General features: G+C 69.0%; 21 protein-coding genes. 4 read left to right on the top strand and 17 right to left on the bottom strand.

Features of this window, described 5'->3' with window-relative positions; translation table 11 throughout:
* Positions 1-134 precede the first annotated feature (134 nt).
* Positions 135-2255, top strand: coding sequence for a methyl-accepting chemotaxis protein (locus AC5P53_RS00535; protein WP_134809416.1), 2121 nt, complete (start codon positions 135-137; stop codon positions 2253-2255).
* Between the two features lie 245 nt (positions 2256-2500).
* Positions 2501-3310 (top strand): 2,5-didehydrogluconate reductase DkgB, encoded by an 810-nt coding sequence (dkgB, locus tag AC5P53_RS00530; RefSeq protein WP_014648825.1) that lies wholly within the window; start codon positions 2501-2503, stop codon positions 3308-3310.
* 162 nt (positions 3311-3472) lie between these two features.
* On the opposite strand, the gene AC5P53_RS00525 is transcribed toward dkgB, so the two are convergent.
* On the bottom strand, positions 3473-4180 hold the full coding sequence (locus tag AC5P53_RS00525) for an alpha/beta fold hydrolase (protein ID WP_032960593.1): 708 nt from the start codon (positions 4178-4180) through the stop codon (positions 3473-3475).
* 138 nt (positions 4181-4318) lie between these two features.
* On the opposite strand from AC5P53_RS00525, the gene AC5P53_RS00520 reads away from it, so the two are divergent.
* A complete protein-coding gene (locus AC5P53_RS00520) occupies positions 4319-4699 on the top strand; it encodes a YbjQ family protein (RefSeq protein ID WP_241887723.1) in 381 nt (126 codons plus the stop codon).
* 82 nt (positions 4700-4781) lie between these two features.
* Here AC5P53_RS00520 and AC5P53_RS00515 read toward each other — a convergent pair whose 3' ends face one another.
* Entirely contained in the window at positions 4782-7508 is a 2727-nt protein-coding gene (locus tag AC5P53_RS00515; protein ID WP_134966438.1) for a bifunctional acetate--CoA ligase family protein/GNAT family N-acetyltransferase, read from the bottom strand.
* A gap of 149 nt (positions 7509-7657) precedes the next feature.
* Complete coding sequence (gene mgtE, locus AC5P53_RS00510; protein WP_014648829.1) at positions 7658-9028, bottom strand: magnesium transporter; 1371 nt, start codon at positions 9026-9028, stop codon at positions 7658-7660.
* Between the two features lie 346 nt (positions 9029-9374).
* On the opposite strand from mgtE, the gene AC5P53_RS00505 reads away from it, so the two are divergent.
* Positions 9375-11153 carry a monovalent cation:proton antiporter-2 (CPA2) family protein gene (locus tag AC5P53_RS00505; RefSeq protein WP_014648831.1) on the top strand — a complete coding sequence of 593 codons (1779 nt, stop codon included), beginning with the start codon at positions 9375-9377 and terminating at the stop codon, positions 11151-11153.
* Between the two features lie 190 nt (positions 11154-11343).
* Here the strand turns inward: AC5P53_RS00505 and AC5P53_RS00500 are convergent, their stop codons facing one another.
* The 14 genes from AC5P53_RS00500 to AC5P53_RS00435 all read right to left on the bottom strand — a co-directional run bounded on the left by AC5P53_RS00500 (position 11344) and on the right by AC5P53_RS00435 (position 26917).
* Positions 11344-14682 (bottom strand): ankyrin repeat domain-containing protein, encoded by a 3339-nt coding sequence (locus tag AC5P53_RS00500; RefSeq protein WP_032960601.1) that lies wholly within the window; start codon positions 14680-14682, stop codon positions 11344-11346.
* The gene (locus AC5P53_RS00495) at positions 14675-14935 is read right to left on the bottom strand and encodes a YcgL domain-containing protein (RefSeq protein WP_049404015.1); all 261 of its coding nucleotides are present in this window, start codon (positions 14933-14935) and stop codon (positions 14675-14677) included. The genes AC5P53_RS00500 and AC5P53_RS00495 overlap by 8 nt, the downstream gene beginning before the upstream one ends.
* Positions 14936-15095: 160 nt before the next feature.
* Positions 15096-15536: a hypothetical protein gene (locus AC5P53_RS00490; RefSeq protein WP_032960605.1), complete on the bottom strand. Its 441-nt coding sequence runs from the start codon at positions 15534-15536 to the stop codon at positions 15096-15098.
* Between the two features lie 61 nt (positions 15537-15597).
* Positions 15598-16836 (bottom strand): beta-ketoacyl-ACP synthase, encoded by a 1239-nt coding sequence (locus AC5P53_RS00485; protein ID WP_014648835.1) that lies wholly within the window; start codon positions 16834-16836, stop codon positions 15598-15600.
* Positions 16836-17567, bottom strand: coding sequence for a 3-ketoacyl-ACP reductase FabG2 (locus AC5P53_RS00480; RefSeq protein ID WP_032960607.1), 732 nt, complete (start codon positions 17565-17567; stop codon positions 16836-16838). The genes AC5P53_RS00485 and AC5P53_RS00480 overlap by 1 nt, the downstream gene beginning before the upstream one ends.
* Positions 17564-18019 (bottom strand): hotdog family protein, encoded by a 456-nt coding sequence (locus tag AC5P53_RS00475; RefSeq protein ID WP_057494054.1) that lies wholly within the window; start codon positions 18017-18019, stop codon positions 17564-17566. Before AC5P53_RS00475 ends, AC5P53_RS00480 begins: the two co-directional genes overlap by 4 nt.
* Positions 18016-19200 (bottom strand): beta-ketoacyl-[acyl-carrier-protein] synthase family protein, encoded by a 1185-nt coding sequence (locus AC5P53_RS00470; protein WP_049442067.1) that lies wholly within the window; start codon positions 19198-19200, stop codon positions 18016-18018. The genes AC5P53_RS00475 and AC5P53_RS00470 overlap by 4 nt, the downstream gene beginning before the upstream one ends.
* Positions 19197-19754, bottom strand: a complete 558-nt coding sequence (locus AC5P53_RS00465) for a DUF3261 domain-containing protein (RefSeq protein ID WP_014648839.1) — start codon at positions 19752-19754, stop codon at positions 19197-19199. Before AC5P53_RS00465 ends, AC5P53_RS00470 begins: the two co-directional genes overlap by 4 nt.
* Positions 19742-20992: an NAD(P)/FAD-dependent oxidoreductase gene (locus AC5P53_RS00460; protein ID WP_014648840.1), complete on the bottom strand. Its 1251-nt coding sequence runs from the start codon at positions 20990-20992 to the stop codon at positions 19742-19744. Before AC5P53_RS00460 ends, AC5P53_RS00465 begins: the two co-directional genes overlap by 13 nt.
* A 52-nt stretch (positions 20993-21044) precedes the next feature.
* Positions 21045-23399: an MMPL family transporter gene (locus AC5P53_RS00455; protein WP_227864177.1), complete on the bottom strand. Its 2355-nt coding sequence runs from the start codon at positions 23397-23399 to the stop codon at positions 21045-21047.
* Positions 23392-24021, bottom strand: a complete 630-nt coding sequence (locus AC5P53_RS00450; protein ID WP_041863962.1) for a LolA family protein — start codon at positions 24019-24021, stop codon at positions 23392-23394. Before AC5P53_RS00450 ends, AC5P53_RS00455 begins: the two co-directional genes overlap by 8 nt.
* Positions 24018-24449, bottom strand: coding sequence for an acyl-CoA thioesterase (locus AC5P53_RS00445; RefSeq protein WP_495227045.1), 432 nt, complete (start codon positions 24447-24449; stop codon positions 24018-24020). Before AC5P53_RS00445 ends, AC5P53_RS00450 begins: the two co-directional genes overlap by 4 nt.
* Positions 24436-25986, bottom strand: a complete 1551-nt coding sequence (locus AC5P53_RS00440; RefSeq protein WP_032960620.1) for an HAL/PAL/TAL family ammonia-lyase — start codon at positions 25984-25986, stop codon at positions 24436-24438. The genes AC5P53_RS00445 and AC5P53_RS00440 overlap by 14 nt, the downstream gene beginning before the upstream one ends.
* On the bottom strand, positions 25976-26917 hold the full coding sequence (locus AC5P53_RS00435; protein ID WP_014648845.1) for a lysophospholipid acyltransferase family protein: 942 nt from the start codon (positions 26915-26917) through the stop codon (positions 25976-25978). Before AC5P53_RS00435 ends, AC5P53_RS00440 begins: the two co-directional genes overlap by 11 nt.

The following is a 26917-nucleotide window of genomic DNA, read 5'->3' as shown; positions in this document are numbered from 1 at the left end:
TCCATATGGACACATTTGTCCTATGAAACACTTCCTTCACATCACTAAACGAAACGCTAATGTGATGTTCGTCGCACTTCAGCGGAAGCGTAGCGGGTCGATACCGCATTGCCCCTTCCCGAGAGTGCTTCCCGATGAATGCGTCTGTCCGTGCTCCGCGCCTGCAGTCCAAGCTGCTCGGCGCGGTTTCTGTTGGCTTGGCCGTGGTCCTGCTGTGCGCGCTGGCAGGCCTGGCCTCCGCCTGGTTGAAGTTGTCCACCGAGGTCCCGCCCGAAGTCGCGCACAGCCGCGATGCCGAACGCCTGCAGCGTGAGTTCCGTGGCCAGGTGCAGGAATGGAAGAACGTGCTGCTGCGCGGGCACGACGATGCGCTGCGCCAACGCCACCTGGATGGCTTCGACAGCGAAGGCCGCCTGGTCGGGCAACTGGCCAAGGGTCTGGCCACCAGCCCGGACCCGCGCACGCGTGAGCTGGCGCAGGCGTTCGTTGGCCTGCACGCGCAGCTGCAGCAGGACTATCACGCGGCGCTGCAGGCATTTGCCGCGGCCGGCTACGATCCCGCGGCCGGCGACAACCTGGTGCGCGGCAAGGATCGCCCGGTGGCGATGGCTCTGGATGCGCTGAGCACGCACGCCACGCAGGTGGCTGAAGCGGCGGTGGCGTCCCGTTCGCAGCAGGCCCGGCAGACCCTGCTGCTGTGCGCGGCGCTGACCGTGCTGGCCGCCGTGCTGCTGCTGATCGGTCTGGCCTGGTGGCTGCGGCGTGCGGTGGTGCAGCCGGTGCTGGCAGTGGAAGCAGCGGCGCGTGCGGTGGCCGCCGGTGACCTGCAGCACGCAGTACAGGTGCGCAGCCGCGACGAGATCGGTCGCCTCGCGCAGGCCATGCAGGCGGTGCAATCCACGCTGCGCAGCGTGCTGGATGCACAGGCCGCGATGGCGCAGGCGCACGAAGCCGGCACCATCAGCCATCGCATGGACGCCGCTGCCTTCCCCGGCGCGTTCGGCACCATGGTGGCCGACTGCAACGCACTGGTCGATGCGCATATCCGGGTGAAGATGCGCGCGATCTCGATCATGGGCCGCTACGCGGTCGGCGACCTCAGCCAGGACATGGAACGCCTGCCCGGCGAGAAGGCGGTGATCACCGAAGCGCTGGACATGGCCAAGCACAACCTCGGCCTGATCAATGGCGAGATCCGCCGCCTGGCCGAGGCGGCGGCCGCCGGTGACTTCAGCCAGCGCGGCGACACTGCCCGCTTCGAGCATGATTTCCGTGCAATGGTCGAAGGCCTGAACCGCCTGATGCAGACTACCGAACTGAACCTCGGCGAAGTCTCGACGATGCTGCGCGCGATCGCCGATGGCCGTCTCGGCGCGCGCATGCACGGTGATTTCCAGGGGGTGTTCGCCCGTATCGCCGGCGATGCCAATACCACCGCCACGCAGCTGGCGACCATCGTCACCGACATCAAGCACGCCTCCGGCAACATCCACACCGCCGCCGCGGAGATCGCCGCCGGCAACAATGACCTGTCGCGCCGCACCGAGCAGCAGGCGGCCAACCTGGAGGAGACCGCGGCATCGATGGAGGAGCTGACCTCCACCGTGCGCCAGAACGCCGAACATGCGCGCCAGGCCAACCAGCTGGCGATCGGCGCCCATACGGTCGCCTCGCACGGTGGCAGCGTGGTCGGCCAGGTGGTGGCGACGATGGGCGCGATCGAGACCTCGTCGCGGCAGATCGCCGAGATCATCAGCGTCATCGATGGCATCGCCTTCCAGACCAACATCCTGGCGCTGAATGCCGCGGTGGAAGCGGCACGCGCCGGAGAACAGGGCCGCGGCTTCGCGGTGGTCGCCAGCGAAGTGCGCACGCTGGCGCAGCGCTCGGCGGCAGCCGCGAAGGAGATCAAGTCACTGATCGAAGCCTCGGTGGAACAGGTTGGCCATGGCGCACAGCGCGTGCGCGAGGCAGGCGACACCATGGCCGAGATCGTTGCATCGGTGCAGCGCGTGACCGACATCATGGCCGAGATCTCCGCGGCCTCGCAGGAGCAGAGCGCGGGCATCGAACAGGTCAGCCAGACCGTGATCCAGATGGACGGCACGACCCAGCAGAACGCCGCGCTGGTGGAAGAAGCCAGCGCCGCCGCGCGCAGCCTGGAGCAGCAGGCCAACCGCCTGATCGATGCGGTGGATGTGTTCGACCTGTCGACCACGGCGGCGGCGAAGGGCGGGCTGGCACGCGCGGCTTGATTGATCCGGTTGCCGGCCAGCGGCCGGCACTACCGTCGAGCGCAGACAGGGGGAGTGCCGGCCGCTGGCCGGCCGCGTCCAACGCTGCATGGGTGGCGGCATGAACAGTGCGGACCAACGGTCCGCACCCACCACCACCTGCCGTCGTACACGTCGATGCAATGCACCGTTGCCGGCATGCACACGGCCGCTGGCCTACCCTTTCGTGGATATTCCCGCCTCCCTCCCCCTCTGCTGGAGCCCCCATGACTGTCCCCGCCTTCGGTCTCGGTACCTTCCGCCTGAAAGACCAGACCGTGATCGACTCCGTGCGCAACGCGCTGGCGGTCGGCTACCGCGCCATCGATACCGCGCAGATCTACGGCAACGAAGCCGAGGTCGGCCAGGCCATCGCCGATTCCGGCGTGCCGCGCGACGACATCTACCTGACCACCAAGGTCTGGATCACCGCGTTCAAGCGCGATGCGCTGCTCGCCAGCCTGCGCACCAGCCTGGAAAAGCTGCGAACCGAGTACGTCGACCTGGCGCTGATCCACTGGCCATCGCCGAACGACAAGGTCGACGTGCCGATGGAGGAGTACCTGGCCGCACTGGCTGAAGCCAAGGCGCAGGGCCTGACCCGCGAGATCGGCATCTCCAACTTCACCATCGCGCAGACCCGCAAGGCGATCGGCATCCTCGGCGCCGGTGCCATTGCCACCAACCAGATCGAAATCCACCCCTACCTGCAGAATCGCCTGCTGGTGAAGTTCCTGCAGGACAACGGCATCCACATCACCGCCTACATGAGCCTGGCCTACGGCGAGGTGATCAAGGACCCGGTGATCCAGGCCATTGCCGGACGCCACCAGGCCACGCCGGCGCAGGTCGCGCTGGCCTGGGCGCTGCAGCAGGGTTTCTCGGTCATTCCGTCCTCGACCAAGCGCGAGAACCTGGCGAGCAACCTGGAAGCGGCAGCGATCCGCCTGACCGACGAAGACATGGCACAGATCGCCAAGCTCGACCGCGGCCATCGCCTGGCCAACCCGGAAGGCATCGCCCCGGCCTGGGATTGAGGCAGTGGTGCTGTAGAGCCGAGCGCACGCTCGGCTGCTGCCTCCCCGGAACCGAGCATGGCTCGGCTCTACAGGTAGGTGCCGACCTTGGTCGGCACTGAGCCCTGATCGATCGTTGGAACACCGTGCCGACCAAGGTCGGCACCTACGAGAGGGCGGGGATCATCCCCTGCCCTGCAGCAACCACCCACGCATCGCCGCACTGACCTCGTCCGGCTTCTCCATCGGTGCCAGGTGCCCGCAGTCAGGCACCACCACCAGCTGCGAGTGCGGCACCATCGCGTGCATTTCCTCGCTCACCGCCAGCGGCGTGATGCGATCGTTCGCGCCGCACACGATCAGCAGCGGATCGCGGTAGCCGGCCAGCACATCATGGCCATCGCGGCGTTCCAGCGCGCTCTGGCGCAGGAACACGTCCGCGCCCAGGCGGGCGGTCATGTCGCGCACGCGCTGCACCAGCACGTAGTCATCCAGCCGCGACGCATCGATGTAGCTGCGCATCAGCACATCGCCGAAGCCGTGGAACTTCCCCGGCAGGCGCACGCTGGCACGTTGGCTGCGGCGCTGCTCGGCACGTTCCGGTGAATCGGCGTGGATCGAGGTATCGATCAGCGCCAGCTGCAGCACGCGCTCCGGCGCAATGCGCAGGATCTGCTGGGCGACGAAGCCGCCCAATGAGAAACCGGCCAGCGCAAAGCGCTCCGGTGCCTGTGCGAGTACGTCCTCGGCCACCGCCTGCAGGGTCTCGCCACGGGTCTGGTCGCCTACTGTGCAGTCGGCGATGTCGGCCAGGTCGGCCAGCTGCGCGCGCCACAGCTCGGCATCGTTGAGCAGGCCGGGCAGCAGCAGCAGGGGAATACGGTCGGTCATGGGGGTATTGTCGCGCCAGCACGGTGACGGAACCATGCCGCAACAGGCGGTTGCGTTGTAGAGTCGCGCCATGCTCGACTGCTGCACGGCCCGTCGAGCATGGCTCGACTCTCAGAAGGCAGCGATACGGACGCGACCATGGCAGACCCCTACAACAGCGGCACCCCCACCCCACCCGCGCTCCGCTTCGATGATGCGCTGGTCACCACCGCCTTCGAGCTGCCTGGGCACCGCGTCGTGCGCAACCTCGGTGTGGTGCGCGGCATCACCGTGCGCTCGCGCTCGATCGTCGGCAACTTCCTCGGCGGTATCCAGACGATCTTCGGTGGCAACATCACCATCTATACCGAACTGTGCGAACAGGCCCGCGAGGAAACCTACCGCGACATGGTCAAGCATGCACGGCAGCTGGGTGCCAACGCGATCATCGGCATGCGCTACGACGCCACCGATGTGATGACCGGGCTGACCGAGGTGCTGTGCTACGGCACGGCGGTGGTGGTGGAACCCACGCGTTGAAGCTGTAGAGCCGAGCCCATGCCCGGCTCAGGCGTGCCCGTGTGATGCAAGGCAGCCGAGCGTAGGCTCGGCTCTACAGGAATCAGGCCACCGGCGGGACGTCGGGTACCTCGACCTGCTGCACCGGCAGGGTCACCATCATCACCGTCGGGTCGTCCGGGTCCAGCTTCGTCTTGAAGCCCAGGCTCTGGCACATCGCCAGCATGGTGCTGTTCTCGCGCAGCACCTGGCCTTCGACCACGTCCAGCCCCAGCCACTTGGCGTACTCGATCATGATCGCCATCAGCCGCCAGCCGATGCCGTGGCCCTTCAGGTCCGAGCGGATCAGGATGCCGTACTCGCCACGGTGGTAATCCGCATCGGCATGCAGGCGCACCGCGCCCAGCATCTCGCCGCTGCGCGGTTCGATCGCCACCAGCGCAATCGAGCGCGCGTAGTCGAGCTGGGTCAGGCGCGCGATGAACTCGTGGCTGAAGTGCTTCACCGACTGGAAGAAGCGCAGGCGCAGGTCCTCGTCGCTGACGCGGGCGAAGAACGCACGGAACAGCGCGTCGTCCTCCGGCCGCACCGGGCGCACGAAGGCGCGGCCGCCATCGGACAGTTCGATGGTGCGCTCCCACTCCTTCGGGTACGGGAACACCGAGAAACGTGGATGGCCGCGGCCCTTGTGCAGGATGCGCGACGGCGCCACCGCCACGCGGGCGTCGAGGGCGAGGATGCCCTTGCCGTCGACCAGCAACGGGTTGATGTCCAGCGTACGCACTTCGGGAATGTCGGCGGCCAGTTGTGCCAGCTTCACCAGCGCCAGCGCCAGTGCGCGCTCGTCAGCCGCCGGCACGTCACCGTAGGCCTTGAGGATGCGCGAGGCGCGGGTCTGGCCAATCAGCTCGTGGGCCAGCCGCAGGTCCAGCGGCGGCAGCGCCAGCGCCTTGTCGTTGATCACTTCGACGGCAGTGCCGCCGCGACCGACCACGATCACCGGGCCGAACGTCGCATCATCGGCGATGCCGACAATCAACTCGCGCGCCTTCGGACGCACGATGGTCGGCTGCACCAGCAGGCCATCGACACGCGCATCCGGCCGCAGCTGGCGTGCGCGCGACAGGATCGCGTTGGCCGCGCTCTGCACCGCCGGCAGCGTGGACAGGTTCAGGCGCACACCATCCACTTCCGACTTGTGCGGAATATCCGGCGAGAGAATCTTCAGCGCGACCGTGGCACCGCGTTCCAGCAGGGGCTGCGCCAGGTCCATCGCCTCGTGCGCATCACGCGCATGCATCACCGGCGCGGAGGGAATGCCGTAGGCCTTGAGCAGTTCATGCGTAGCCAGCGGGTCCAGCCACTGCTGGCCGTTGGCCAGCGCGGCATCGACCAGTGCGCGCGCGGCGGCCGTGTCGACGCTGAAGTCCTGCGGCAGGCTGGGCGGCGTTTCCATCAACGCGTTCTGCGCTTCGCGGTAGCGCACCAGATGCTGGAAGCCACGTACGGCTTCGGCCTCGGTCGGATAGGTCGGCACCCGCGCCGCGTTGAGCGTGGCGGTGGCCTGGTCGTCGTTGCCCAGCCACACCGCGAACACCGGCTTGTCGCGGTGGTGGCGCGGGCGCAGGCCGAGCGTGCGGGTGAGTGCCTGCGCGGCGTCCGCCGATGAGGTGAATGCGGTCGGCACGTTGACCACCATCACCGCGTCATTCTCGTTGTCGGCCAGCAGCGCTTCGATGGCCGCGGCATAGCGGTCACCATCGGCGTCGACCACGATGTCGACCGGATTGCTGCGCGACCAGCCCTGTGGCAATACCGCATCGAGCTTCTGCACCGTGCTGTCGGACAGGGTGGCCAGCGTGCCACGCAGCGCGATCAGCTGGTCCACGGCAAGGCGGCCGACGCCGCCACCATTGCTGAGAATGGCCAGGCGGCGGCCAGGGAAGGTGCCCAGCCGCCCCAGTGATTCGGCGGCGGTGAACAGCTCGTCCAGCGCACCGACGCGCAGCAGGCCGGCGCGGTTGAAGGCCGCACCGTACACATCATCGGCGCGGGCCAGGGCCTGCACATGGGTATCGCGGCTGCCCGGCTGCACGCGCTCGGCGCGGCCGGACTTCACCACCACCACCGGCTTGGCGCGGGCGGCGGCACGCGCGGCCGACATGAACTTGCGCGCGTCCTTGATCTGCTCGACGTAGAGCAGGATGGCGCGGGTACGGTAGTCGGTGGCGAAGTAGTCGAGCAGGTCGCCGAAGTCGACGTCCATCGTATCGCCCAGCGAGACCACGGCGGAGAACCCGACCGAGCGCGCCACGCCCCATTCCACCAGCGCGGCGGCAATGGCCGAGGATTCGGAGATCAGCGCGAGGTCGCCGGCCTGCGGAAAATGTGCGGCGATGCTGGCATTGAGCCGCGCGTGCGGCGCGATCACGCCCAGGCAATGCGGCCCGAGGATGCGCAGGCCATGCTTGCGCGCCACCGCCTCTACCTGTGCAGACAACGAACCGGGGCCTTCGCCCAGGTGCGCGGTGAGGATGATCGCCGCCTGCACGCCACGTTCGGCGGCAGTGCGCACCACCTGCGGCACGATCGCCGCTGGTGCGGTGATCACCACCAGGTCGGGCACCCAGTCCAGGTCCTTCAGCCGCTTGACCGTGCGGATGCCATCGATCTCGGCATGCCGCGGATTGATCCACGCCACCTTGCCGGGGAAGCCGGTGCCACGCAGGTTGCGCATCACCGCGCGCCCGGCCGAACGCTCGCGCGGGCTGCCGCCAATCACCGCGACCGACTGCGGACGGAACACGGACTGCAGGTGGTAGGTACTCATGCGCCTACGGTACCCAAATTCCGTGGCGATGGGGTCGGAGGCGGGGTCGGATCCCTTTTCGCAGGAAAGGGCTCCGACCCCTGCTGCGGATATCCGGGGTCAGAGCCCTTCGCTGCGCGAAGGGATCCGACCCCGGCGTGCACGTTTTGTTACAGCAGCGTGCCGTGCAGGATCATCGCGGCGATGCTGAAGTAGATCACCAGGCCGGTCACATCCACCAGGGTGGCCACGAACGGGGCCGAGGCGCTGGCCGGGTCGAAGCCGAGCCGCTTCAGGATGAAGGGCAGCATCGAGCCGGACAGCGAACCGAAGGTGACGATGCCCACCAGCGCGGCGCCGATGGTGATCGCCAGCAGGATCCAGTGCTCGCCGTAGTCGTGCAGGCCGCCCAGCTGCCAGATCACGATGCGCACGATGGCCAGGCAGCCGAGGATGGCGCCCAGCACCATGCCGGTCGGCACTTCGCGCAGGGCCACCTTCCACCAGTCGCGCAGGCGCAGTTCGCGCAGTGCCAGGCTGCGGATCAGCAGCGAGGTGGCCTGCGAGCCGGAATTGCCGCCCGAACTCATGATCAATGGGATGAACAGGGTCAGCACCACCGCGCGCGCCAGTTCGTCCTCGTAGTGCTGCATCGCGCTGGCCGTCAGCATCTCGCCCAGGAACAGCACGCTCAGCCAGCCGGCGCGCTTGCGCAGCATCTCGAAGAAGCCGATCTGCATGTACGGCTTGTCCAGCGCTTCCATGCCGCCGAACTTGTGCGCGTCCTCGGTGGATTCCTCGATCAGCGCATCGAGCACGTCGTCCACGGTGACGATGCCGAGCATCTGCTGCTGCGCGTCGACCACCGGAATCGCCAGCAGGTCGTGGCGGCGGATCAGCCGTGCCACCTCTTCCTGGTCCATCAGCGCATCCACTGTTACCGGCGGATTGACCTGGGCCACGTCCAGGATCGATTCCTCGGGCAGGCCGGTGATCAGCCGGCGCATGGTCACCACCTGCTGCAGCTGCTGGCTGGCCGGCTCCAGCACGTAGATCGCGTACACCGTCTCGCGGGTGCGCTCGACCTGGCGGATGTGCTGCAGGGTCTGCGCCACGGTCCAGCTGGCGGGCACCGCCACGTACTCGGTGGTCATCAGTGCGCCGGCGGTGTTCGGCGGGTAGCTGAGCAGCTTCTGGATGACCTGGCGGGCGTCGGTGCCCAGCAGCGGGATCAACCGCGCGCGCTCTTCCTCATCCAGCTCGTGGACGATGTCGGTGGCGCGGTCGTCGGCCATCAGGCCAAGCAGCGCCGCAGCCCGCGCGGGTGGCAGCGCGGCCACCAGCTCACCGCTGCGGTGCAGCTCCGGCGCTTCGAGCATCTTCACTGCACGCGGCAACGGCAGCGCAGCCAGCGTTTCCGCGGCGCGGGTCAGGTCCAGCGTGTTGAGGAATTCCACCGCGTCGGCGGTGTTGTAGTTCGCCAGCGGTGCGGCCAGTGCGGCGGCATCGGCCACCGGGCGCAGCAATTGCTTCTGGTTCATCGGTTTTGCCTTGTGGGGATGCGACCTCGCGCAACGCCAACGCAGGCAAACCGTCCCGGTGTCAGGCGGTGGCCATCGCTGGCGTCGAACGAGGTCGACTTCTACTGTCGCTGGACATGGGTTGGGGACTCCGGGATGCGTATGCCAACGGACGCGCCGCCAGCGGCGGGCAGTCTGGACCCGTGGGCCATGCAGGTCAACCTGGCCGCCCCGCGCTGGGCGCCCATCCGGTCGGTTGTTCTCGTGCATACACAGGCCGGCGCGCATAATGTCGTGGTGGCGCTCGCCACGCCCTCCCCCATCCGAACGGACGCACAGCGGGCTCCCCCGATGACCAGGTATTCCCATGCATAGCGGTGGTCTGGAACTGGCCTTGGTACTGCTGCTGGCGGCGGTCATCGCCGTGCCGGTGTTCAAGAAGTTCGGCTTCGGCGCGGTACTGGGCTACCTGGCGGCCGGCGTGGTGCTGGGCCCGGACGGGCTGGGCTTCGTGCAGGACGCCGACCGCATCCTCGGTGCCGCCGAGATCGGTGTGGTGATGCTGCTGTTCGTGATCGGCCTGGAGCTGTCACCGGCACGCCTGAAGGTGATGCGGCGCTCGGTGTTCGGCGCCGGCGCGGCGCAGGTGGCGTTGTCCGGGCTGGTGCTGGGCGGCCTGCTGCTGCTCGATCACTTCCAGTGGAAGAGCGCGCTGGTGGTCGGCGTGGCGCTGGCGCTGTCATCCACCGCGGTCGGCCTGCAGCTGCTGTCCGAGCACAAGGCGATCAACAGCGACCATGGCCGGCTCGGGTTCGCCATCCTGCTGTTCCAGGACCTGATCGCGATCCCGCTGCTGGCGGCCATCCCGCTGCTGGGCGGAGTGAAGAACGAGACCCTGCGCTGGGAAGATGCGGCCGTGGCGCTGGGTGCGCTGGCGGTGGTGATCCTGTGCGGACGACCGGTGCTGCGCAAGGTGTTCAGCATCATTGCGCGCACCCGCAGCCCGGAAGTATTCACTGCCACCGCCCTGCTGGTGGTGCTGGGCACCGCCTGGTTCATGCAGGAAGCCGGCCTCAGCCCCAGCCTCGGCGCGTTCCTGGCCGGCGTGCTGCTGTCCGATTCGGAGTTCCGGCATGAGCTGGAAGCGCAGATCGAACCATTCAAGGGGCTGCTGCTGGGCCTGTTCTTCATCGCAGTGGGCATGGGCATCGACCTGGACCGCATCGCCGCCGAGCCGTGGCTGATCGCCGCGGGTGTCGGCATCCTGCTGGTGGTCAAGTTCAGCCTGCTCTACGCGGTTGGACGTGTCGCCCGGCTCAGCTCGCGGCAATCGCTGCTGCTGGGCAGCGTGCTGTGGCTGGGCGGCGAGTTTGCCTTCGTGGTATTCAACGAGGCACAGCGCGCGCACCTGCTGGGCAACGCCAACCACGACCGGCTGGTGGCGATCGTCGGCCTGTCGATGGCGATCACGCCGCTGCTGATGATCGCGCTGCTCAAGCTGCTCGGCCAGGAAAAAGCCGCACCACGCGCGGCGGCCGAGGCCGACAAGGTGGCGCCGGACAACCGGCCCAAGGTGCTGATCGCCGGCATGGGGCGCTTCGGCCAGGTGATCGCGCGCCTGCTGACCGCGCAGAAGGTGCCGTTCGTGGCGCTGGAGGCGAACCCGGACACCGTTGCCGACCTGCGCCGCTTCGGCAACCAGCTGTACTACGGCGATCCGACCCGGCCGGAGATGCTGCGTGCGGCGGGGGGCGAGCACATCGATGTGTTCGTGATCACCGTGGATGACCCGGAGACCAACCTGCGCGCGGTACGCATGGTGCGCCGGCTGTACCCGGACGCGACGGTGCTGGCGCGTGCACGCAACCGCCAGCATGCGTGGCGCCTGATGGACATGTCGGCCGAGCCGTTCCGCGAAGTGTTCGGCACCAGCCTTGAGATGAGCGGACGCGTGCTGACCGCGCTGGGCGTGGCGCCGGACGTGGCCGAACGCCATGTGCAGCGCTTCCGCGAGCACGATGAGCAGCTGCTGCGCGACCAGTATCTGGTGTACGACGACGAGGCAGCGGTGATCCAGACCTCGCGCGACGCACGCAACGACCTGATGCATCTGTTCGAGGCCGACGCGGAAAGCGACGGCAAGTAGGCGTGCCGACCAACGGTCGGCACCCACCGGGGGCACGATCGGCACCCACCGGGGGCAGGGTTGGCACCGACCCGATCGATGGCGGACCCGGTAGTGCCGGCCGCTGGCCGGCAGCCTCGGTATCCCGGAGGTCTCAGCAGGTTGCCGGCCAGCGGCCGGCACTACCCACTGCGGATTCCGATCCCGGTGCTCAACCGTTGTCGCGCAGGAACCGCGCCATCGACGAAACGCCCGGCACGCGCGGTTCGAACTCGCCAGCGACGTCGATGAAGCCGCGCATCACCGCGATCTCGCGCGGGCTGCGGTTGAGGCTGTCGCGCACTTCCGGATCGGCACCGGCGCGCAACAGGCGCTGCACCAGCAGCGGCAGTCCATGCAGGGCGGCCAGATGCAGCGGGCCGAAGCCGCGCGGATCACGCACGTCCAGGCTGACGTCCTCATCCAGCAGGCGCTCTACCGCCGCCATCACCACCTGCTCGTCGCAGGCGGTACCCGGCTCGGCGCGTGCGCCCAGCAGCAGCAGCAGCGGCGTGACCGAACCGGCGGCGGCCTGGTCCGGCTCGGCGCCCGCCAACAGCAGGGTGTCGAGCAGGGCCAGCAGGCGCGAGCGGTCGCGGGCACTGAAACCGTACAGCGCGGCACAGTGCAGCGGGCCCAGCTGCTGCGCGTCACCGGCATGCACGTCGGCACCGGCAGTGAGCAGGCGCGCGACGATGTCCGGCAGGCCCAGCGCCGAGGCCAGCATCAGCACGGTCACCCCGCCCGGCAGGCGGTGTTCCAGCTTGGCGCCGGCATCGAGCAGGGCCGAAACGATGTCGACCTGGCGCATGCTGACCGCCGCCGACAGCGGCGTCGCACCGCTTGCAGCGGCGTGCTGCGGATCGGCACCGCGCGCCAGCAGCAGGTCGGTCACGGCCAGGTGGCCACCACCGGCCGCACGCAGCAGCGCGGTGCAGCCCTGTGCGTCGACCGCGTCGACGGCAAATCCCAGATCGATCAGGCGGCGCACGGCGTCCACATCACCGGCCATCGCAGCGGCCGGCAGATCGGCCTCGCGCAGGGTACGGCGTGGCAGCGGCCACACCCGCCAGTCCAGCCAGTCGGCCAGGTCACGGCGACCGATCGACAGCGCCACGCCCAGTGGCGTCTGACCGTCGGCGGCACGTGCTTCCGGCGAGGCACCGTGCTGCACCAGCAGCTTCAGCGCGCCTTCGCGGGCCAGGGCGGTGGCCAGGTGCAGTGCGGTCATGCCATGGCTGTCGCGCGCCTCGCGATCGACACCGGCCTTGAGCAGGGCCTGCTGCAGGCGCAGCCAGCCCAGGCGTACCGCCAGCGACAGCGGTGGGTCACCGGCCGGCGAAGCGGCGAACGGATCGGCGCCACGCTCCAGCAGTTCCAGCGCCAGTTGTTCCAGGCCGCGGGCGGCCTGGTCGTGCTGTGCGCAGGCGGCCAGGAAGCGTGCCAGCCCACCGCGCCCGGCCGGCGACAGGCCGCGCTGCAGCATGACCTGCAGCGCCGGCACCGCGTCGATGCCGCGCGACAGCAGCGCGAACATCGGCGTATCGGCGCAGGCGTCGCGCACATAGGGATCGGCACCGTGGGCCAGCAGCCAATCGACCGCGCGCGGCTCCAGGGCCAGCTCCGGATCGAGCAGCAGGCCGCCCAGTTCTTCCGGCTGGCACAGCCTGGCCAGCGCGGCCATGCCATCGGTGTTGCCGAAGCCCAGCGCTTCGCGCAGCAGGGTCAGCGGCGGACGGTCCGGCAACAGGCCGCTGGCGCTGGCCGCTTCACCGCGCTCGGCCAGGCCATCACTGACGGCTGCCGGCAGCGGATAGGACGGGTCCAGCAGGGCCACGATCGCCCAGCGGCCCGCTTCGGCCGCATAGTCCACCGCGCGGCGGCCAACCGGGTCGGTGGCGTCGGCGGCGATGCCCAGTTCCACCAGGCGCTTGATCAGCAGCGGCGAGACATCCTCGGCCATCACTGCCAGCTGCACCGCATTGCGGCCTTCGCCGTCCACCGCGACCAGGTCCGGCTTGTGCGGCAGCAGGTGCTCGACCACGGCGGCACGGCCGGCACGGGCGGCTTCCAGCCACGGCGTGCGGCCCAGTGCATCGCGCGCTTCCAGGTTGGCGCCGGCGCCCAGCAGCACGCCGATGATCTCCACGTGGCCGGCCAGCGCTGCCTCGTGCAGCGCGCTGCGGCGCTGGCGATCACGCGCGTCGGCGCGTGCCTTGTGCTTGAGCAGCAGCTGCACGCCGGCCGGATCGTCGTCCTCGGTGGCGGCGGCGGCCAGCAGCACCGGGGTGCCATCGGCCGGTTCGCTGCGTGCACCGCGCTCGAGCAGGAAGCGGGCCAGGCGCCAGTTGCCGACCTGGCAGGCCACCGCCAGCGGCGACCAGCCCTCGCGGTTCAGCGCATCGACTTCGGCAGCGGCATCGCGCAGCAGCGCGGCAACGCCCGGGTCGGAACTGCGTGCGGCATGGTGCAGCGGGGTGTTGCCATCGCTGTCGGTGGCACGCGAATCGGCACCGTTGGCGAGCAGAGTCATCACCGCTTCGGGGCGGCCATGCCAGCTGTCACGGGTGGCGGCCAGCAGCGGGGTCATACCCCGGTGCGGCGCGTTCACATCAACGCCGCGGGCAATCAGCTCGCGCAGCAGGCGCAGGTCCGGCAGCACCGCCGCCAGCACCGCCAGGCTGCGCTGGTCACGCCAGTTCGGGTCCGGCAGCGCATACGGATCAGCACCGGCCTGCAGCAGCTGCAGGCCGCGGTCGACGCGGCCCTGGCGCGCGGCCTCATACAGGGCCGGTGTCAGTTCCTGCGGCGCCATCGCCTCCAGCGGCGCGGTTTCGGCCGCAGCGGGGAACATCGGTTCCTGTTCGCTGCTGGCAGCGGCGAACGGGCTGGGGCGCAGCGACACCAGCGGCGCGGGCGCGACCCGCTGCAGCAGCAGGTGCAGCGCCGGCGACAGCAGCACGACCGCCAGTGCGGCGGGCCAGCGTGCGCCGTCCGGCAACAGGCCCGGCCAGGCCGGCAGCACCACCAGTGCGGCCAAGGCGATCACCAGCGCCGCCACGCCAAGACCACGCCAGGCGGTCAGGTCGCGGCCGGCCAGCGCCTGCCAGTGCTGGGCCAGGCTGCCATCCAGGCGTTCGACATCGTTCCACAGCGGCCAGGTGCGCCAGGCCGCCAGCAGGCCGGCACTGACCAGCACGCTCAGGCCCAGCACCGCCGCCAGGCTGCCGCTGTCACGCAGGGCCGCCAGCGGCCAGGCCAGCAGCAGCGCCAGCAGCAATGGCGCGGCAGCCCACAGCGCCAGCAGTGCGGGCAGGTCCTGGCGTGCGACCACCTTCAGCGGCAGCAGCGCACGGCTGCGACGCCACCACGACACGCCCAGCGCGAACGCCGGCTGCGCCAGTGCGGCAAGGATGGCACCCGGCACACCGCCCACCGCAGCGCCCAACGCCAGCATGGCACCCACGGCGAAGGCGATCGACAGGGCACGCGGACGGGAGGTGTCAGTCATAGTGTCGCGGCATCAGGCTGGCCACCGACGGCGGTACCTGCAGGTAGAACCCGCGTTCGCTCATTTCGCTGCGGACCTTTTCAGGATCGGCCTGGGCCAGGCGGCGCTGGACATCCAGGGCCACCTCCAGGACGAAGGTGAGCGTCCCCAGCGAGGTGAGCAGCGGCGCGGGCAGCGCGCTGAAATCATCGCGTCGGGGAACGTAGACGTAGGTGTCCGGCTTGAGTTGGCTTTTATAGACGTAGGCGTGCATGTCCGCGGGACGATAACCCGGGAAGAGCCATGATTGTGTCGGAAAGCCGACACCGGGGAAAGCCGTCAGCCGACGATGGCGGCGCGATCGGCGGCGTTTCCCTTGCGAGGTTCAGCAATGTGGCGGCGACGTTCAGCCAACGCCGCCGCCACACGGGCGCTTACTTGACCTTGGCGTAGGTGCCCTTCAGCGCGACACCGGCGAGGATGGTGCCGGCATAGCACTCGTAATTGGTGCTGCTCTTGAACTCGTTCTTCTTGTAGTAGCTGACGATGTCGACCACGGCGTTGGCGCCGCGCGACCTGGCGCCGTCCTGCAGCGCGCGCAGCGCCGACAGCGCGACCCAGCGGCAGGCCTCGGCATCGCTCTTGTTGGCGGCGTTGGTCTTCTTGTTGGTCACGTCTTCACCCAGGCGCTGCTGCACGCTGACCGGCTGGCCGGCCAGGTAGAAGCGCACGCTGCCGTCGATGCCGGCGTCCTTGGCAGCCTGCGAGCTGACCAGCTCCTGCAGGGACTGCTCGACGCGGGTATCGCGGGCAGAGGCGGTGGAGGTCAGGGCCAGCAGCGCGGTGGCAGTGGCGATCATGAGAGTGCGGCGCATCGAAACTTCTCCTTGTCAGGGGTGCGGGTGGATGGCGGAAACAGTGCGGTGGGGCGGTGGATCACTCGCTCCAGCGGCGGAACACCAGTGAGGTGTTGATGCCGCCGAAGGCGAAGTTGTTGCTCATCACGTACTCGGCCTGCAGTTCGCGGCCCTGCCCGGTGATGAAGTCGAGCTGGCCACAGCGCGGGTCGACCTCGGCCAGGTTCAGGGTCGGCGCGAACCAGCCGGCGCGCATCATCTGGATGCTCAGCCAGGCCTCGAACGCGCCACAGGCACCCAGCATGTGGCCGACATAGCTCTTCAGCGAGCTGATCGGCACGCGGTTGCCGAACACCTGCGCGGTCGCCTGGGTTTCGGCGATGTCACCGTGGTCGGTGGCGGTGCCGTGGGCGTTGACGTAGTCGATCTGCGCCGCGTCCAGGCCGGCATCCTCCAGCGCCAGGCGCATGGCCTGGGCCATGGTGTCGGCGCTGGGCTGGGTGACGTGCTGGCCATCGCTGTTGGTGCCGTAGCCGACCACCTCGGCAAGGATGGTGGCGCCGCGCGCCTGCGCGTGCTCCAGGTCTTCCAGGATCAGCGTGCAGGCGCCCTCGCCCAGCACCAGGCCATCACGGCCGGCATCGAACGGGCGCGGGGTGGTCTGCGGCGCATCGTTGCGCACGCTGGTGGCGAACAGGGTGTCGAACACCGCCGCTGCGGTGGCATCGAGCTGCTCGGCACCGCCGGCCACCATCACCGTCTGCTTGCCACTGCGGATCGCTTCATAGGCCGCACCCACGCCCTGGCTGCCGGAGGTGCAGGCACTGGAGGTGGTGTACACGCGCCCGGACAGGCCGAAGAACACGCCGATGTTGACCGGCGCGGTGTGGCTCATCATCTTCAGGTAGGTGGTGGCACTGATGCCATCGGTGGTGAACTCGTTGAGCATGCGCCCGAATTCACCGGTGGCCTCGTGGCTGCCCGAGGACGAGCCGTAGGCCACGCCGGTACGGCCGCTGCGCAGCACCGGATGCTCGTGCAGGCCGGCTTCACGCAGTGCCACCTCAGTGGCGCGCACCGACATGATCGCGACCTTGCCCATCGAGCGGGTGGTCTTGCGGTTGTAGTTCGGCGGCAGCTCGAAATCCTGTGCCGGCGCGGCCAGCTTGGTGTTCAGCCCGGCATAGACATCCCACTCGGGCATCGCACGCACCGCATTGCGGCAGCTGCGCAGGTGTGCCTCGATGGTCGGCCAGTCGTGGCCGAGCGGACTGATGGCGGCGGCACCGGTGACCACCACGCGACGATCGGCGGCCATCAGATCATGCCTCCGTTCACCGAGATCACCTGGCGGGTGATGTAGCCGGCCGGCTCGGACAGCAGGAACGCCACCGTGGCCGCCACTTCGTCGGGACGACCGACGCGGCCGGCGGGAATCAGCTTGAGCGCGTGTTCAACCACTTCATCGTTGAGCATTTCGGTCTCGATCAGGCCCGGGGCCACGCAGTTGACGGTGATCTGGCGGCTGGCCAGTTCCAGCGCCAGGGCCTTGGTGGCACCGATGATGCCGGCCTTGGCGGCGCTGTAATTGACCTGCCCGCGGTTGCCGGCCAGTCCGGACACCGACGACAGGGTGATGATGCGGCCAGGCTTGCGCCGGCGCACCATCGGCATGATCAGCGGATGCAGTACGTTGTAGAAACCGTCCAGGTTGGTGTGGATGACCTGGTCCCAATCCTCCGCTGACAGTGCCGGGAAGGCACCATCACGGGCGATGCCGGCGTTGCAGACCACGCCGTAGTACGCGCCGTGCGCTTCGACATCGGCCTCCAGCACAGCGCGTGCGGCCTCGCGATCAGCCACGTCGAACATCAGTACGCGGGCCTGCTGGCCCAACGCGTGGATCTCGGCCATCACGGCCTGTGCCTCATCCAGGCGGCTGCGGCAATGCACCACCACGTCGAAGCCGTCACGCGCGATGCGCAGCGCGATGGCCCGGCCGATGCCCCGGCTGGCGCCGGTCACCAGCACGCTTCGATTCCCTGTCATGCCTGTCCACTCTCCAGATAGGCCATCGCATCGGCCGGTTCGAACACCGACACGTTGGCTGTCGCCCATTCGTCCTCGCCTGCCAGGATGCGGCAGGCGAACATCCCCAATCCATTGTCACCCAACAGCTCGCAGCGCGCCTGTACGCGCAGCCGCGATCCGCTGGGAAAGCTGCTGCGCGGGCTGCTGTAGCGGCGGCTGCCAAGCAGGAAGCCCAACTGCGGCGGCTTGCCCGCCGCACGCGCACGGCAACCGGCCCAGGCCGCGATGGCCTGCGCCATGTATTCGATGCCGACCCACGCCGGCACCTGGCCCTCCTCGACGAACAGGCCCACGTCGGGCACCACCAGTTCGGCCTCGATGGTGTCCTGGTCCCAGTGCGTGATGCGCTCCAGCAGGCACATGTCCTGGCGGTGCGGCACCACCTCTTCGATCGCGTACAGCGTGTTCATCGACGCTCCAGCGCCAGCACGGCATTGCTGCCGCCGAAGGCGAACGAATTGCTCAGCACCCGCCGCGGTGCCTGTGCCAGGCGGGTGGCCGGTGCGACCAGCGGCAGTGCCGGCAGCGCGGGGTCTGCCACGCCGTCCCACCAGTGCGGTGGCAGCTGCTGCTGCGGGTTCCCGGCCAGCACGATCCAGCACAGTGCAGCTTCGATCGCGCCTGAAGCACCCAGCGTATGGCCGGTCAGCGGCTTGGTCGAACTGGCAGGCACCTGGTTGCCCAGCACCTGCGACACCGCCAGGCTTTCCATCGCATCGTTGTGGCCGGTGGCGGTGCCATGCAGGTTCACGTAGTCCACTTCATCGGCCGCCCAGCCGGCGCGCTGCAGCGCCTGCTGCAGGGCATCGATGGCACCCAGGCCCTGCGGATCGGGGGCGGACATATGGTGCGCGTCGGCCGATTCGCCCCAGCCGGCCAGGCATACCGGGCCGGGTTCGCGGGTGAGCAGGAACAGCGCGGCACCCTCGCCGATGTTGATGCCGGCACGGTGCTGCGAGAATGGATTGCAGCGCAGGGCCGACACCGATTCCAGCGCGCTGAAGCCGGCCACGGTGAAGCGGCACAGCGAGTCCGCGCCACCTGCGATCACGGCGTCAACGATACCGGCCCGCAGCATGCGTGCAGCCGACATCAGTGCCTTGGCACTGGACGAGCAGGCGGTGGACAGGGTCCACGCCGGCCCCTGAGCGCCGCTGCGCTGGCGCACGAACTGCGCGGCAGTACCCATTTCCTGCTGGGCGTAATCGAACCCGGGCGGCCATTGGTCCTGTTCGGCATGGGTGCGCAGGGCCTGCTCGGATTCACCGATGCCCGAGGTACTGGTGCCCAGCACGACCGCCACGCGTTCGGCGCCGTGGCGGGCGATCGCGGCGGCCACCGCCGGTGCGATCTGCGCCAGTGCCACGTCCAGCAGGGCGTTGTTGCGCCCGCGCAGGGCGGCCGGCAGTTCTTCCAGCGTCGGCAGCGGTGTACGCACCTGCCCCAGCGCCAGGGTGTGCCCCGGCAGCAGGGTATCGTTGTCGCTGAGCCCGCCCGGCACGCCGGCGAACATCGCCGAAGCCACCGCGTCGCGGCCATCGCCGAGCGCGCAGACCACGCCCAGATCGTTCAGGTAGATCGGTGCACTCATCGATCCGGCCCGGCCATGTCGATCGATTCGATGCGCAGCGCATAGCCTTCGGCGCGGTTGTCCAGCTGCACGCTGCCATCGTCCAGGCGCTGCAGCTGCAACCACACCGTGCCGTCGCGCGACAGGCTGCGCTGATGGCCATCGTCACGGACCTGCCAGCCGGCTGGCAGCGCGGCCGCGATGGCTGCGGTCGGCCACAGCGCGAACTGCAGGTCATCCAGCACGCGCTCGGCGCGCACCTGCGGCGGCAGCCACGGCGCGCGCTGCTGGGTCAGCTGCCGGCCGTCCCACTGCAGGCGCACGCCGGTCTGGCCCATCGCCTGCACCGCCAGCTGCACCTGCTGCGCATCGGCTTCCAGCAGTGCATCCAGGTCGCGCTCATGCGTGCCGAACCGGAAATGCAACTGCTGCTGCAACGCCAGCGGCGCCGGCAGGCTGGCCGGCGACAGGCGCAGCGGCGGCAGTTCCACCAACGGCTTCGGCATGCGGCCGGCGCAGGCCACCAGCAGCAGGCTCAGCAGCAGTGCTGTCGCAGGGGCGATCAGGCGCCGCACAGCTGCTCCAGCACGCGCATGCGGCGGCCACTGTCATCGGCCACGTACGGGTTGTTGGTGTCCCAGGCGTAACCGGCCAGGATGGAGCTGATCATGTCGCGCACTTCGGGCTGCTGCTGCGGGTGGTAGATGATCTTCTGGAAACCGCCTTCGTACCAGCTTTCGACAAAGCGGCGGAAGGTCTTCACGCCCGCCCGCAGCGGGACCGAGAACTCCGCTTCCCAGTCCACGGCTTCGCCGGCATAGCGGCGCGCCAGGCATGCACTGGCCAGCTGCGCGGACTTGAAGGCGATGGTCACGCCGGACGAGAACACCGGGTCGAGGAACTCGCCGGCATTGCCCAGCAGGGCATAGCCCGGCCCCCACAACGAACTGACATTGGCCGAGTAGCCGGTGATGCGGCGCACCGGCAGCACCGCCCATTCGGCATTGGCCAGCAGCCGGGTCAGGTTCGGGTCCTCGCCGACGATGGCCTGCAGTTTCTGCAGGTCGTCGCCCTCGTAGCGCTCGAAGAACGACGGTTCGGCGACCACGCCCAGCGAGCAGCAGCCGTTGGAGAACGGGATTGTCCAGTACCAGACGTCGACGTGCTCGGGATGGGTGGTGATCAGGATCTTGTTGCGGTCGAAGTCCGCTTCGGCCGGAATGTTGTCGCGCACGTGGCAGAAGATCGCCCCGCGCACCGGGAAGTTGGACGGGGATTCCAGCTGCAGCAGGCGCGGCAGCAGGCGTGCGAAGCCCGAGGCGTCGAGGATGAAATCGGCCTCGATGCGGTACTCGCTGCCGTCCGGGCGGCGCACCGTCACCGCCGGCTGCTCGCCGGCTTCGACCGACAGCACTTCATCACCGAAACGCAGCGTGGCCCCCATGCGCTCGGCACCGCGCGCCAGCACGTTGTCGAAGTCGGCGCGCTGCACCTGGTAGGTGGTGCCCCAGCCCGGCGAGAACTTCTTCCTGAAGTCGAATGCGGTACGCGCTTCGCCGTGCACGAAGGCCGCGCCGTTCTTGTGCTGGAAGCCGGCTTCGACCACGTCCTGCAGCAGGCCGGCGGCCTCGATGTACTCCATGCTCTGCGGCAGCAGGCTTTCGCCGATGGAGAAGCGCGGGAACTGCTGGCGCTCCAGCATCAGCACCTGGCGGCCCTGCTGGCGCAGCATCGCCGCAGCCACGGAGCCGGCCGGGCCGGCACCGATGATCAGGATTTCAGTACGTTCGACAGCATCCACAGCAGTATTCATCGGTGCGTCCTTGTTGCTCGATCAAGTGGAAAGAAGGAAGTCGGAAGCTGGCTCAGGCCCGCGGCAGATCATGCGGCGGCGGCCGGAACAGCGGCGAGATCAGCCAGACCAGGCCGATGCCGAACAGCAGGGTCAGGCCGAACGCGCGCAGCGCCGGGGTCTGCGACAGTCCCAGCAGGCCGAACGACAGCCAGGTGCTGGCCGCGCCCACGCACACCGCCAGCCAGGCACTGGCATCGCCGCGGTGCTCGATCAGGAAGATGCCGTAGTCGATGCCCATGCCCAGCAGCAGCATCAGTGCCAGCACGTTGAACAGCTGCAGTGGCTGGCCGAACAGGCCCAGCAGGCCCAGGGTCAACGCACCGGCAATCAGGGTCGGCGCGAACACGCGCCAGGCCTGGCGGCGGTAGCGCAGCCACAGCGCGCCGAACACCAGCACGATGCCGACCAGCAGCAGCCCCCCCATCAGCTTGCGGTAGTGGCCCAGCAGCTGCGAGAAGTCGGCGGTGCGGTCCACCCAGCGCACGCCGGGCAGGCCTTCGGCCGCCCCGCGCAGGGTCGCCAGCGCATCGGCGCGCGACAGGTCATCGACCATCACCACGCTGATCATCTGCCCACCGACCTCACCCACCCACAGGTGGCGGAACGGCTGCGAGGCCGGCGAGGCCAGGAACGCCTCCGCGGTCAGCGGCGTGGTGGCGAAGTCGGGGCGCGGCAAGGGTTCTCCGACCGCATCGGACACGGCCTGCAGCACGCCCGGTTCCACCTTGGCGGTCAGCGCCGCATCGGCCTGCTGGCGTGCCGGCGACGGCAGCCAGTCACTGATCGCGCGGTAACCGCCGATGCGCTTGTCGTTGGCCAGTACACGCAGGCGTTCGGTCAGTGCTTCTTCGCGCTGCAGCAGCTGTGCAGCGTCACTGCCCTGCACCAGATAGAACTGCGCCGGGCTGGGCATGCCCAGCAGCTGGCTCAGGCGGATCTGCTGGGCCATCAGTGCCGGCGGTGAGGACTGCAGGCTGCGCAGGTCGTCATTGCTGTGCAGGCGGGCGATGCCGATGGCAGACAGCGCCAGCGTGATCACCACGAACACCGTCACCGGCCGGCGGCCATGCAACCGCGGGAAGCGCTCCAGCGTGTTGCCCAGCCACTGCGAGAAACGGGTCTGGCGGATCTCGCCGCCATCCAGCCACGGGAACCAGAAGATCACCGTGAGGAACGCGGCGGCCAGGCCGACCACCGAGAACAGCGCCATCTGGCGCAGGCCCGGGAACGGGGCCAGGCCCAGGGCCAGGTAGGCCAGCGCGCTGGTCAGCAAGGCCAGCCACAGGCCCGGCAACAGGTGCCGCAGCAGCTTCCAGCGGCGATCGGCCGGCTCGGCCTGGCGCGAGGCAAACCAGTGGATGCCGTAATCCTCGGCCACGCCCACCAGCGACGCACCGAACACCAGGGTGAGCACGTGCACCTTGCCGAACACCAGCACGGTCACCGCCAGCGCCACGCCACAACCGATCAGCAACGACGCGGCGACCAGCAGGATCGGCCGCAGCGAACGGAACGCCAGCCACACCAGCAGCAGCACCGCGGCCAGCGAGCCCCAGCCGATCGTGTTGATCTCCTGGTTGGCCTGCACCGCGGCCGCCTCGGCGTGCAGCGGCACGCCGGCATGCAGGATTTCCAGCTCCGGCGCTGCCGCCCTGGCAGCCCGCCCGGCACGTTCCAGCAGGCCGTCGAGATGACGCTCACCGTCGAGCTGGAACGCCGAACCCGGTGTATCGAACTGCAGCACGGCCCAGTGCCTGCCCTCGGCTTCGAGCAGGCCGTCATCGCCCAGCCGCAACCCCGACCCCTGCGACTGCTGCTGCCACCATTGCGGCCACAACGACAACGGGTCTTGCCGCCAGTCGGTCAGGCGCGGAGCGCCCATCGGGCCGTACAGCGCGGCCAACGCCTGCTCGGCCAACGCGCCCGGTTCGCTGCCCTGCAGCTGCTCGCGCTGGGCCGGCGTCAGCAGGCGGTCGCGGTACGGCGCGTAGAACGCGCGCGCCTCATCGAACCAGCCTTCGATCGAACCACTGGGCACCAGCAGGGCTCGGTCAGTGTCCTTGGCCATGGCCGCGGCAAAGGCCGCCTGCGCACGCTTGGCGGCAGCGCCGTCCTTGCTGCCCAGCAGCACCACCACCTGCCGCGAGCTGCCGTCGGCGATGCGCCGGGTGACGTCGCTCAACAGGCGGTCATGCGCATCCTGCGGCAGCAGCGCGAGGATGTCGGTATCGATCCGCGATTGCTGGCTCCACAGGTGCCACTGCTGCGCGCCCAGTACCAGCAGCAGCAACAGCCAGGCGATGCCCAGCCAGTGCCACCAGCGCCGCAGCCGCTCCGGTGCGTTCGATGCGACGGCCTCACTCAAAGCGGCGTGCCTCGTCGGCGGTGAGCGTGGCCGGCGCCTCGCTCAATGCACTGAACTGGATCTGCGTGCGGTCCTTGTTGGCCTCGACGATCTCGACCTGGCGCACGTAGCGGTCACCCTGCAGGGTCAGCGACTGGAACGCCTTGGCCAGCATCGCCGACTTCGGCGTCAGCCGCAGCCGCCAGCCCTGCCCTTCACGGCTGGCCGCCACGTTGAACTGGCTGGACAGCGCCTGCACGTCGCCACTCATCAGCGCGAACATGATCGCGTTCACCGAACGCATCGCCGGCTGCTGCCGTGCATCGAGTTCGACACGGGTGCTGCCATCGCGCTGGCGGCTCAGGATGCGGTCGGCGGTGACCACCACTTCGGAAGGGAACGGCTTGAGCGTGGCCCAGATCACGCCGTGCTGGCGCGCGACCACGAACTGGCCCTGCGAGCGCAGCGGGTTCCTGAAGCCGCTGACCTGCTTTTCCTGGCTGAACTGGCCACGCAGCACATCCGGCCGCGCCACCGCCTGGGTGATCGCATCGATGGCGGGGTCGGCCGCCTGCACCTGCGGTGCGGCAACGAAGATCAGCGCGCACAGCAGCACGCTCGAAAGACGGACAAGGGGGTTCACGGCGCAGGTACTCCCAGGCGTTCCCACAGTACCGGCGGGCACTGGTACAGCATTTCCTTGCTGGCCGCGTCCACCGCGACCTGGATGGTCATCGCGCGGGTCAGCACCTGGCCGCTCTGCGCATCGAGGATTTCATACTCGATCTTCAGCCGGTTCTCCCATTCCACGATGCGCGCGACCACGCGCAGCGCCTGGTTGAACAGCAGCGGCCGCACGTACTTCACCCGCGCATCGACCACCGGCCACAGGTAGCCCGATTCGAGCATCTGCGGGTAGTCGTAGTCGTAGCACCCGAGCAGCGCGCAGCGCGCGATCTCGAAGTACTTGAAATAGTTGCCATGCCAGACCACGTTCATCGGATCGCAGTCATGGAAGGCAGGGGTCAACGCAATTTCGCCAACCCGTTCGATGGCCTCATTCACCGGCATACAGCTCCCAACGTTGCGCGCGGATCTCCACCAGCAGTTCCCGCAGTTCGCGATCCAGCGCGCGGTCTTCTTCAACCAGGGCGATGCGCTGCCCCAGGTCGGCGTACATGTCGGCCAGACTGCCATGCAGCTGCGCGTTCAGGCCAACCCGTTCGCGCAGCGCCAGGCCCTGGCGGGCGGCGATCAGCATTGCCGCCACCACCTGTTCAGTCAGCTCGATCACGCGCAGGCAGTCGCGCGCGGCGATGGTGCCCATGCTGACCTTGTCCTGGTTGTGGCACTCGGTGGAACGCGAGAACACGCTGGCCGGCATGGTCTGCTTCAGCGCTTCGGCAGTCCAGGCCGACACGCTGATCTGCAGCGCCTTCAGGCCATGGTTGATGGCCGCGCGCGGGCCGGTGGCCGCCGACAGGTTGGCCGGCAGGCCGTGGTTGTAGCGGGCATCCACCACCAGCGCCAGCTGCCGGTCGAGCAGGTCGGCAACGTTGGCCACGGTGTTCTTCAGGGTGTCCATCGCCAGTGCGATGTGGCCGCCGTAGAAGTGGCCGCCATGCAGGATGCGCTCGCCGTCGGCGTCGATCAGCGGGTTGTCGTTGGCACTGTTCAGTTCGGTTTCGATCAGCTGGCGCAGGAACGGCAGGCTGTCTTCCAGCACGCCGATGACGTGCGGCGCGCAGCGCAGCGAATAGCGGTCCTGCAGGCGCTGTTCGTTGCGCGGCGGGCGTTCGCTGTGCAGGTCGCTGCGCAGGCGCGCAGCGATGCGGCCCTGGCCCGGGTGCGGCTTGGCGGCAAACAGGGTTTCGTCGAAGTGGTGCGCGTTGCCGTCGCTGGCCAGCACGTTGAACGCGGTCAACCGCGTGGCCATGCGCGCCAGGTAATCGGCGCGCTGCCAGGCCAGGCAGGCCAGGCCGGTCATCACCGCGGTGCCGTTCATGATCGCCAGGCCTTCCTTCGGCCGCAGCTTCAGCGGGGTCATGCCGATCTTCGCCAGCACTTCGGCCGCCGGCTGCACGCGGCCGTCATGCAGCACCTCGCGCTCGCCGCACAGCACCGCCGCCACGTACGACAGCGGAGTCAGGTCGCCGCTGGCACCGACCGAGCCTTCGGCCGGGATCATCGGCAGCACGTCGTGCTGCAGCAGCGTGGCCAGGCCTTCCAGCAGCGGCACACTGACGCCGGACATGCCGCGCACCAGCGACGCCAGGCGCGCGGCCAGCACCGCGCGGGTCTCGACCGGGTCCAGGTAACGGCCCAGGCCGCAGCCGTGGTAGGTGTACAGGTGGTGCGGCAGTTCCGCCACCAGCGCCGGCGGGATGTTCACCGTGCACGAGTCGCCGTAGCCGGTGGTCACGCCGTAGATCACGCCGTCCTCGCGCAGCAGGCGGTCGAGGAAGTCGGCACCGCGCTGGATGTGCGCGCGGAACGCCGGCGCGTCGCTCAGTGCGGCCTCGCACTGGCGCTGGGCCAGGGCAACCACGTCTTCGATGGTCAACGGTGCGTCGCCAAAGCGGCACACGGGTACGGCGTCAGTCGTCATGCGGAGCCTGATCCCAGAAGGGGAAGAAATTGAACCAGTCCAACGGGGACTGGATGACCTGGAGTTCCAGCCAGCGCGCGAAGCGCTGTGCCTGTTCGGCCAGCGCGGCGTCGCGCGAGCCACGCGGCAGCACGATGCGTTCGGCGAACTGTTCGAATGCCACCCGATAGCCGTCGCCCTCGTGCAGGCAGGCCATGGTGTAGACCGGGCAGCCCAGCGCCGCGGCGAGCACATAGGCGCCGATCGGGAACGGCGCGCGGTGGCCCAGGAAATCGGCAGTGACGCTGCGGCCACCCTGTACCGGCGTGCGGTCGCCGACGATGGCAACGAAGCCCCCCGCCGCCACGCGCTCGGCCAGCATCACCGCGGTGGCCGGCCCCATTTCGGTCACCTGCACCAGTTCCACCGCCGCCAGCGGGTCCAGCCGCTGCAGCAGGCGGTTGAAGCGCTGCGCATGCGCGGTGTGCACCAGCACGGTGATGCGGAACCCCGGCACCTGTTCGGCCAGCACCTGGCACAGCTCCAGGCAGCCGATGTGCGCGGTGAGGATCAGCCCGCCCTCGCGGCGCGCGATCTTCTGCAGCACCAGGTCACGATGCAGGTGGATGCGCTCGGCCGGGTAGCGCCCGCCCAGGCCGAGGATCTTGTCCAGCATCGTATCGGCGAAGGCGAAGAAGTGGCGCAGGCTGTCACGCCGTGTCGGCGCGCGGCCGAGCACGCCGCTGTGCGCCTGCAGCCGCTGCAGGTACTGCATCGAAGCCTGGCGCCCTATACGGTTGCCCAGCCAATGGCAGGCCACCACCGGCCACACGCACAGGCGGAACGGCCAGCGCCCGAACCAGCGGTGCACCCAGCACAGGAACAGCACGCCGGCCACCGACGTCGATTCGCCGATGTCGGCCCAGTGCGGGGCACCCTGCGCGGCCGCCAT

The sequence above is a fragment of the Stenotrophomonas sp. YJH_SMC_82 genome (assembly GCF_059368875.1).
The sequence above is the reverse complement of the archived record's forward strand: the minus strand, read 5'-3'. Positions and strand labels throughout refer to the sequence as shown.

Coding starts and splice junctions, on each gene's coding strand:
- mgtE (WP_014648829.1), bottom strand. CDS start 9,028: ATGAACCAGAAGCAATTGCTGCGCCCGGTGGCCGATGCCGCCGCACTG.
- AC5P53_RS00500 (WP_032960601.1), bottom strand. CDS start 14,682: ATGACTGACACCTCCCGTCCGCGTGCCCTGTCGATCGCCTTCGCCGTG.
- AC5P53_RS00490 (WP_032960605.1), bottom strand. CDS start 15,536: ATGCGCCGCACTCTCATGATCGCCACTGCCACCGCGCTGCTGGCCCTG.
- AC5P53_RS00435 (WP_014648845.1), bottom strand. CDS start 26,917: ATGGCGGCCGCGCAGGGTGCCCCGCACTGGGCCGACATCGGCGAATCG.
- AC5P53_RS00445 (WP_495227045.1), bottom strand. CDS start 24,449: ATGCCGGTGAATGAGGCCATCGAACGGGTTGGCGAAATTGCGTTGACC.
- AC5P53_RS00495 (WP_049404015.1), bottom strand. CDS start 14,935: ATGCACGCCTACGTCTATAAAAGCCAACTCAAGCCGGACACCTACGTC.
- AC5P53_RS00475 (WP_057494054.1), bottom strand. CDS start 18,019: ATGAACACGCTGTACGCGATCGAAGAGGTGGTGCCGCACCGCCAGGAC.
- AC5P53_RS00440 (WP_032960620.1), bottom strand. CDS start 25,986: ATGACGACTGACGCCGTACCCGTGTGCCGCTTTGGCGACGCACCGTTG.
- AC5P53_RS00485 (WP_014648835.1), bottom strand. CDS start 16,836: ATGGCCGCCGATCGTCGCGTGGTGGTCACCGGTGCCGCCGCCATCAGT.
- AC5P53_RS00535 (WP_134809416.1), top strand. CDS start 135: ATGAATGCGTCTGTCCGTGCTCCGCGCCTGCAGTCCAAGCTGCTCGGC.
- AC5P53_RS00505 (WP_014648831.1), top strand. CDS start 9,375: ATGCATAGCGGTGGTCTGGAACTGGCCTTGGTACTGCTGCTGGCGGCG.
- AC5P53_RS00460 (WP_014648840.1), bottom strand. CDS start 20,992: ATGAATACTGCTGTGGATGCTGTCGAACGTACTGAAATCCTGATCATC.
- dkgB (WP_014648825.1), top strand. CDS start 2,501: ATGACTGTCCCCGCCTTCGGTCTCGGTACCTTCCGCCTGAAAGACCAG.
- AC5P53_RS00470 (WP_049442067.1), bottom strand. CDS start 19,200: ATGAGTGCACCGATCTACCTGAACGATCTGGGCGTGGTCTGCGCGCTC.
- AC5P53_RS00480 (WP_032960607.1), bottom strand. CDS start 17,567: ATGACAGGGAATCGAAGCGTGCTGGTGACCGGCGCCAGCCGGGGCATC.
- AC5P53_RS00515 (WP_134966438.1), bottom strand. CDS start 7,508: ATGAGTACCTACCACCTGCAGTCCGTGTTCCGTCCGCAGTCGGTCGCG.
- AC5P53_RS00525 (WP_032960593.1), bottom strand. CDS start 4,180: ATGACCGACCGTATTCCCCTGCTGCTGCTGCCCGGCCTGCTCAACGAT.
- AC5P53_RS00520 (WP_241887723.1), top strand. CDS start 4,319: ATGGCAGACCCCTACAACAGCGGCACCCCCACCCCACCCGCGCTCCGC.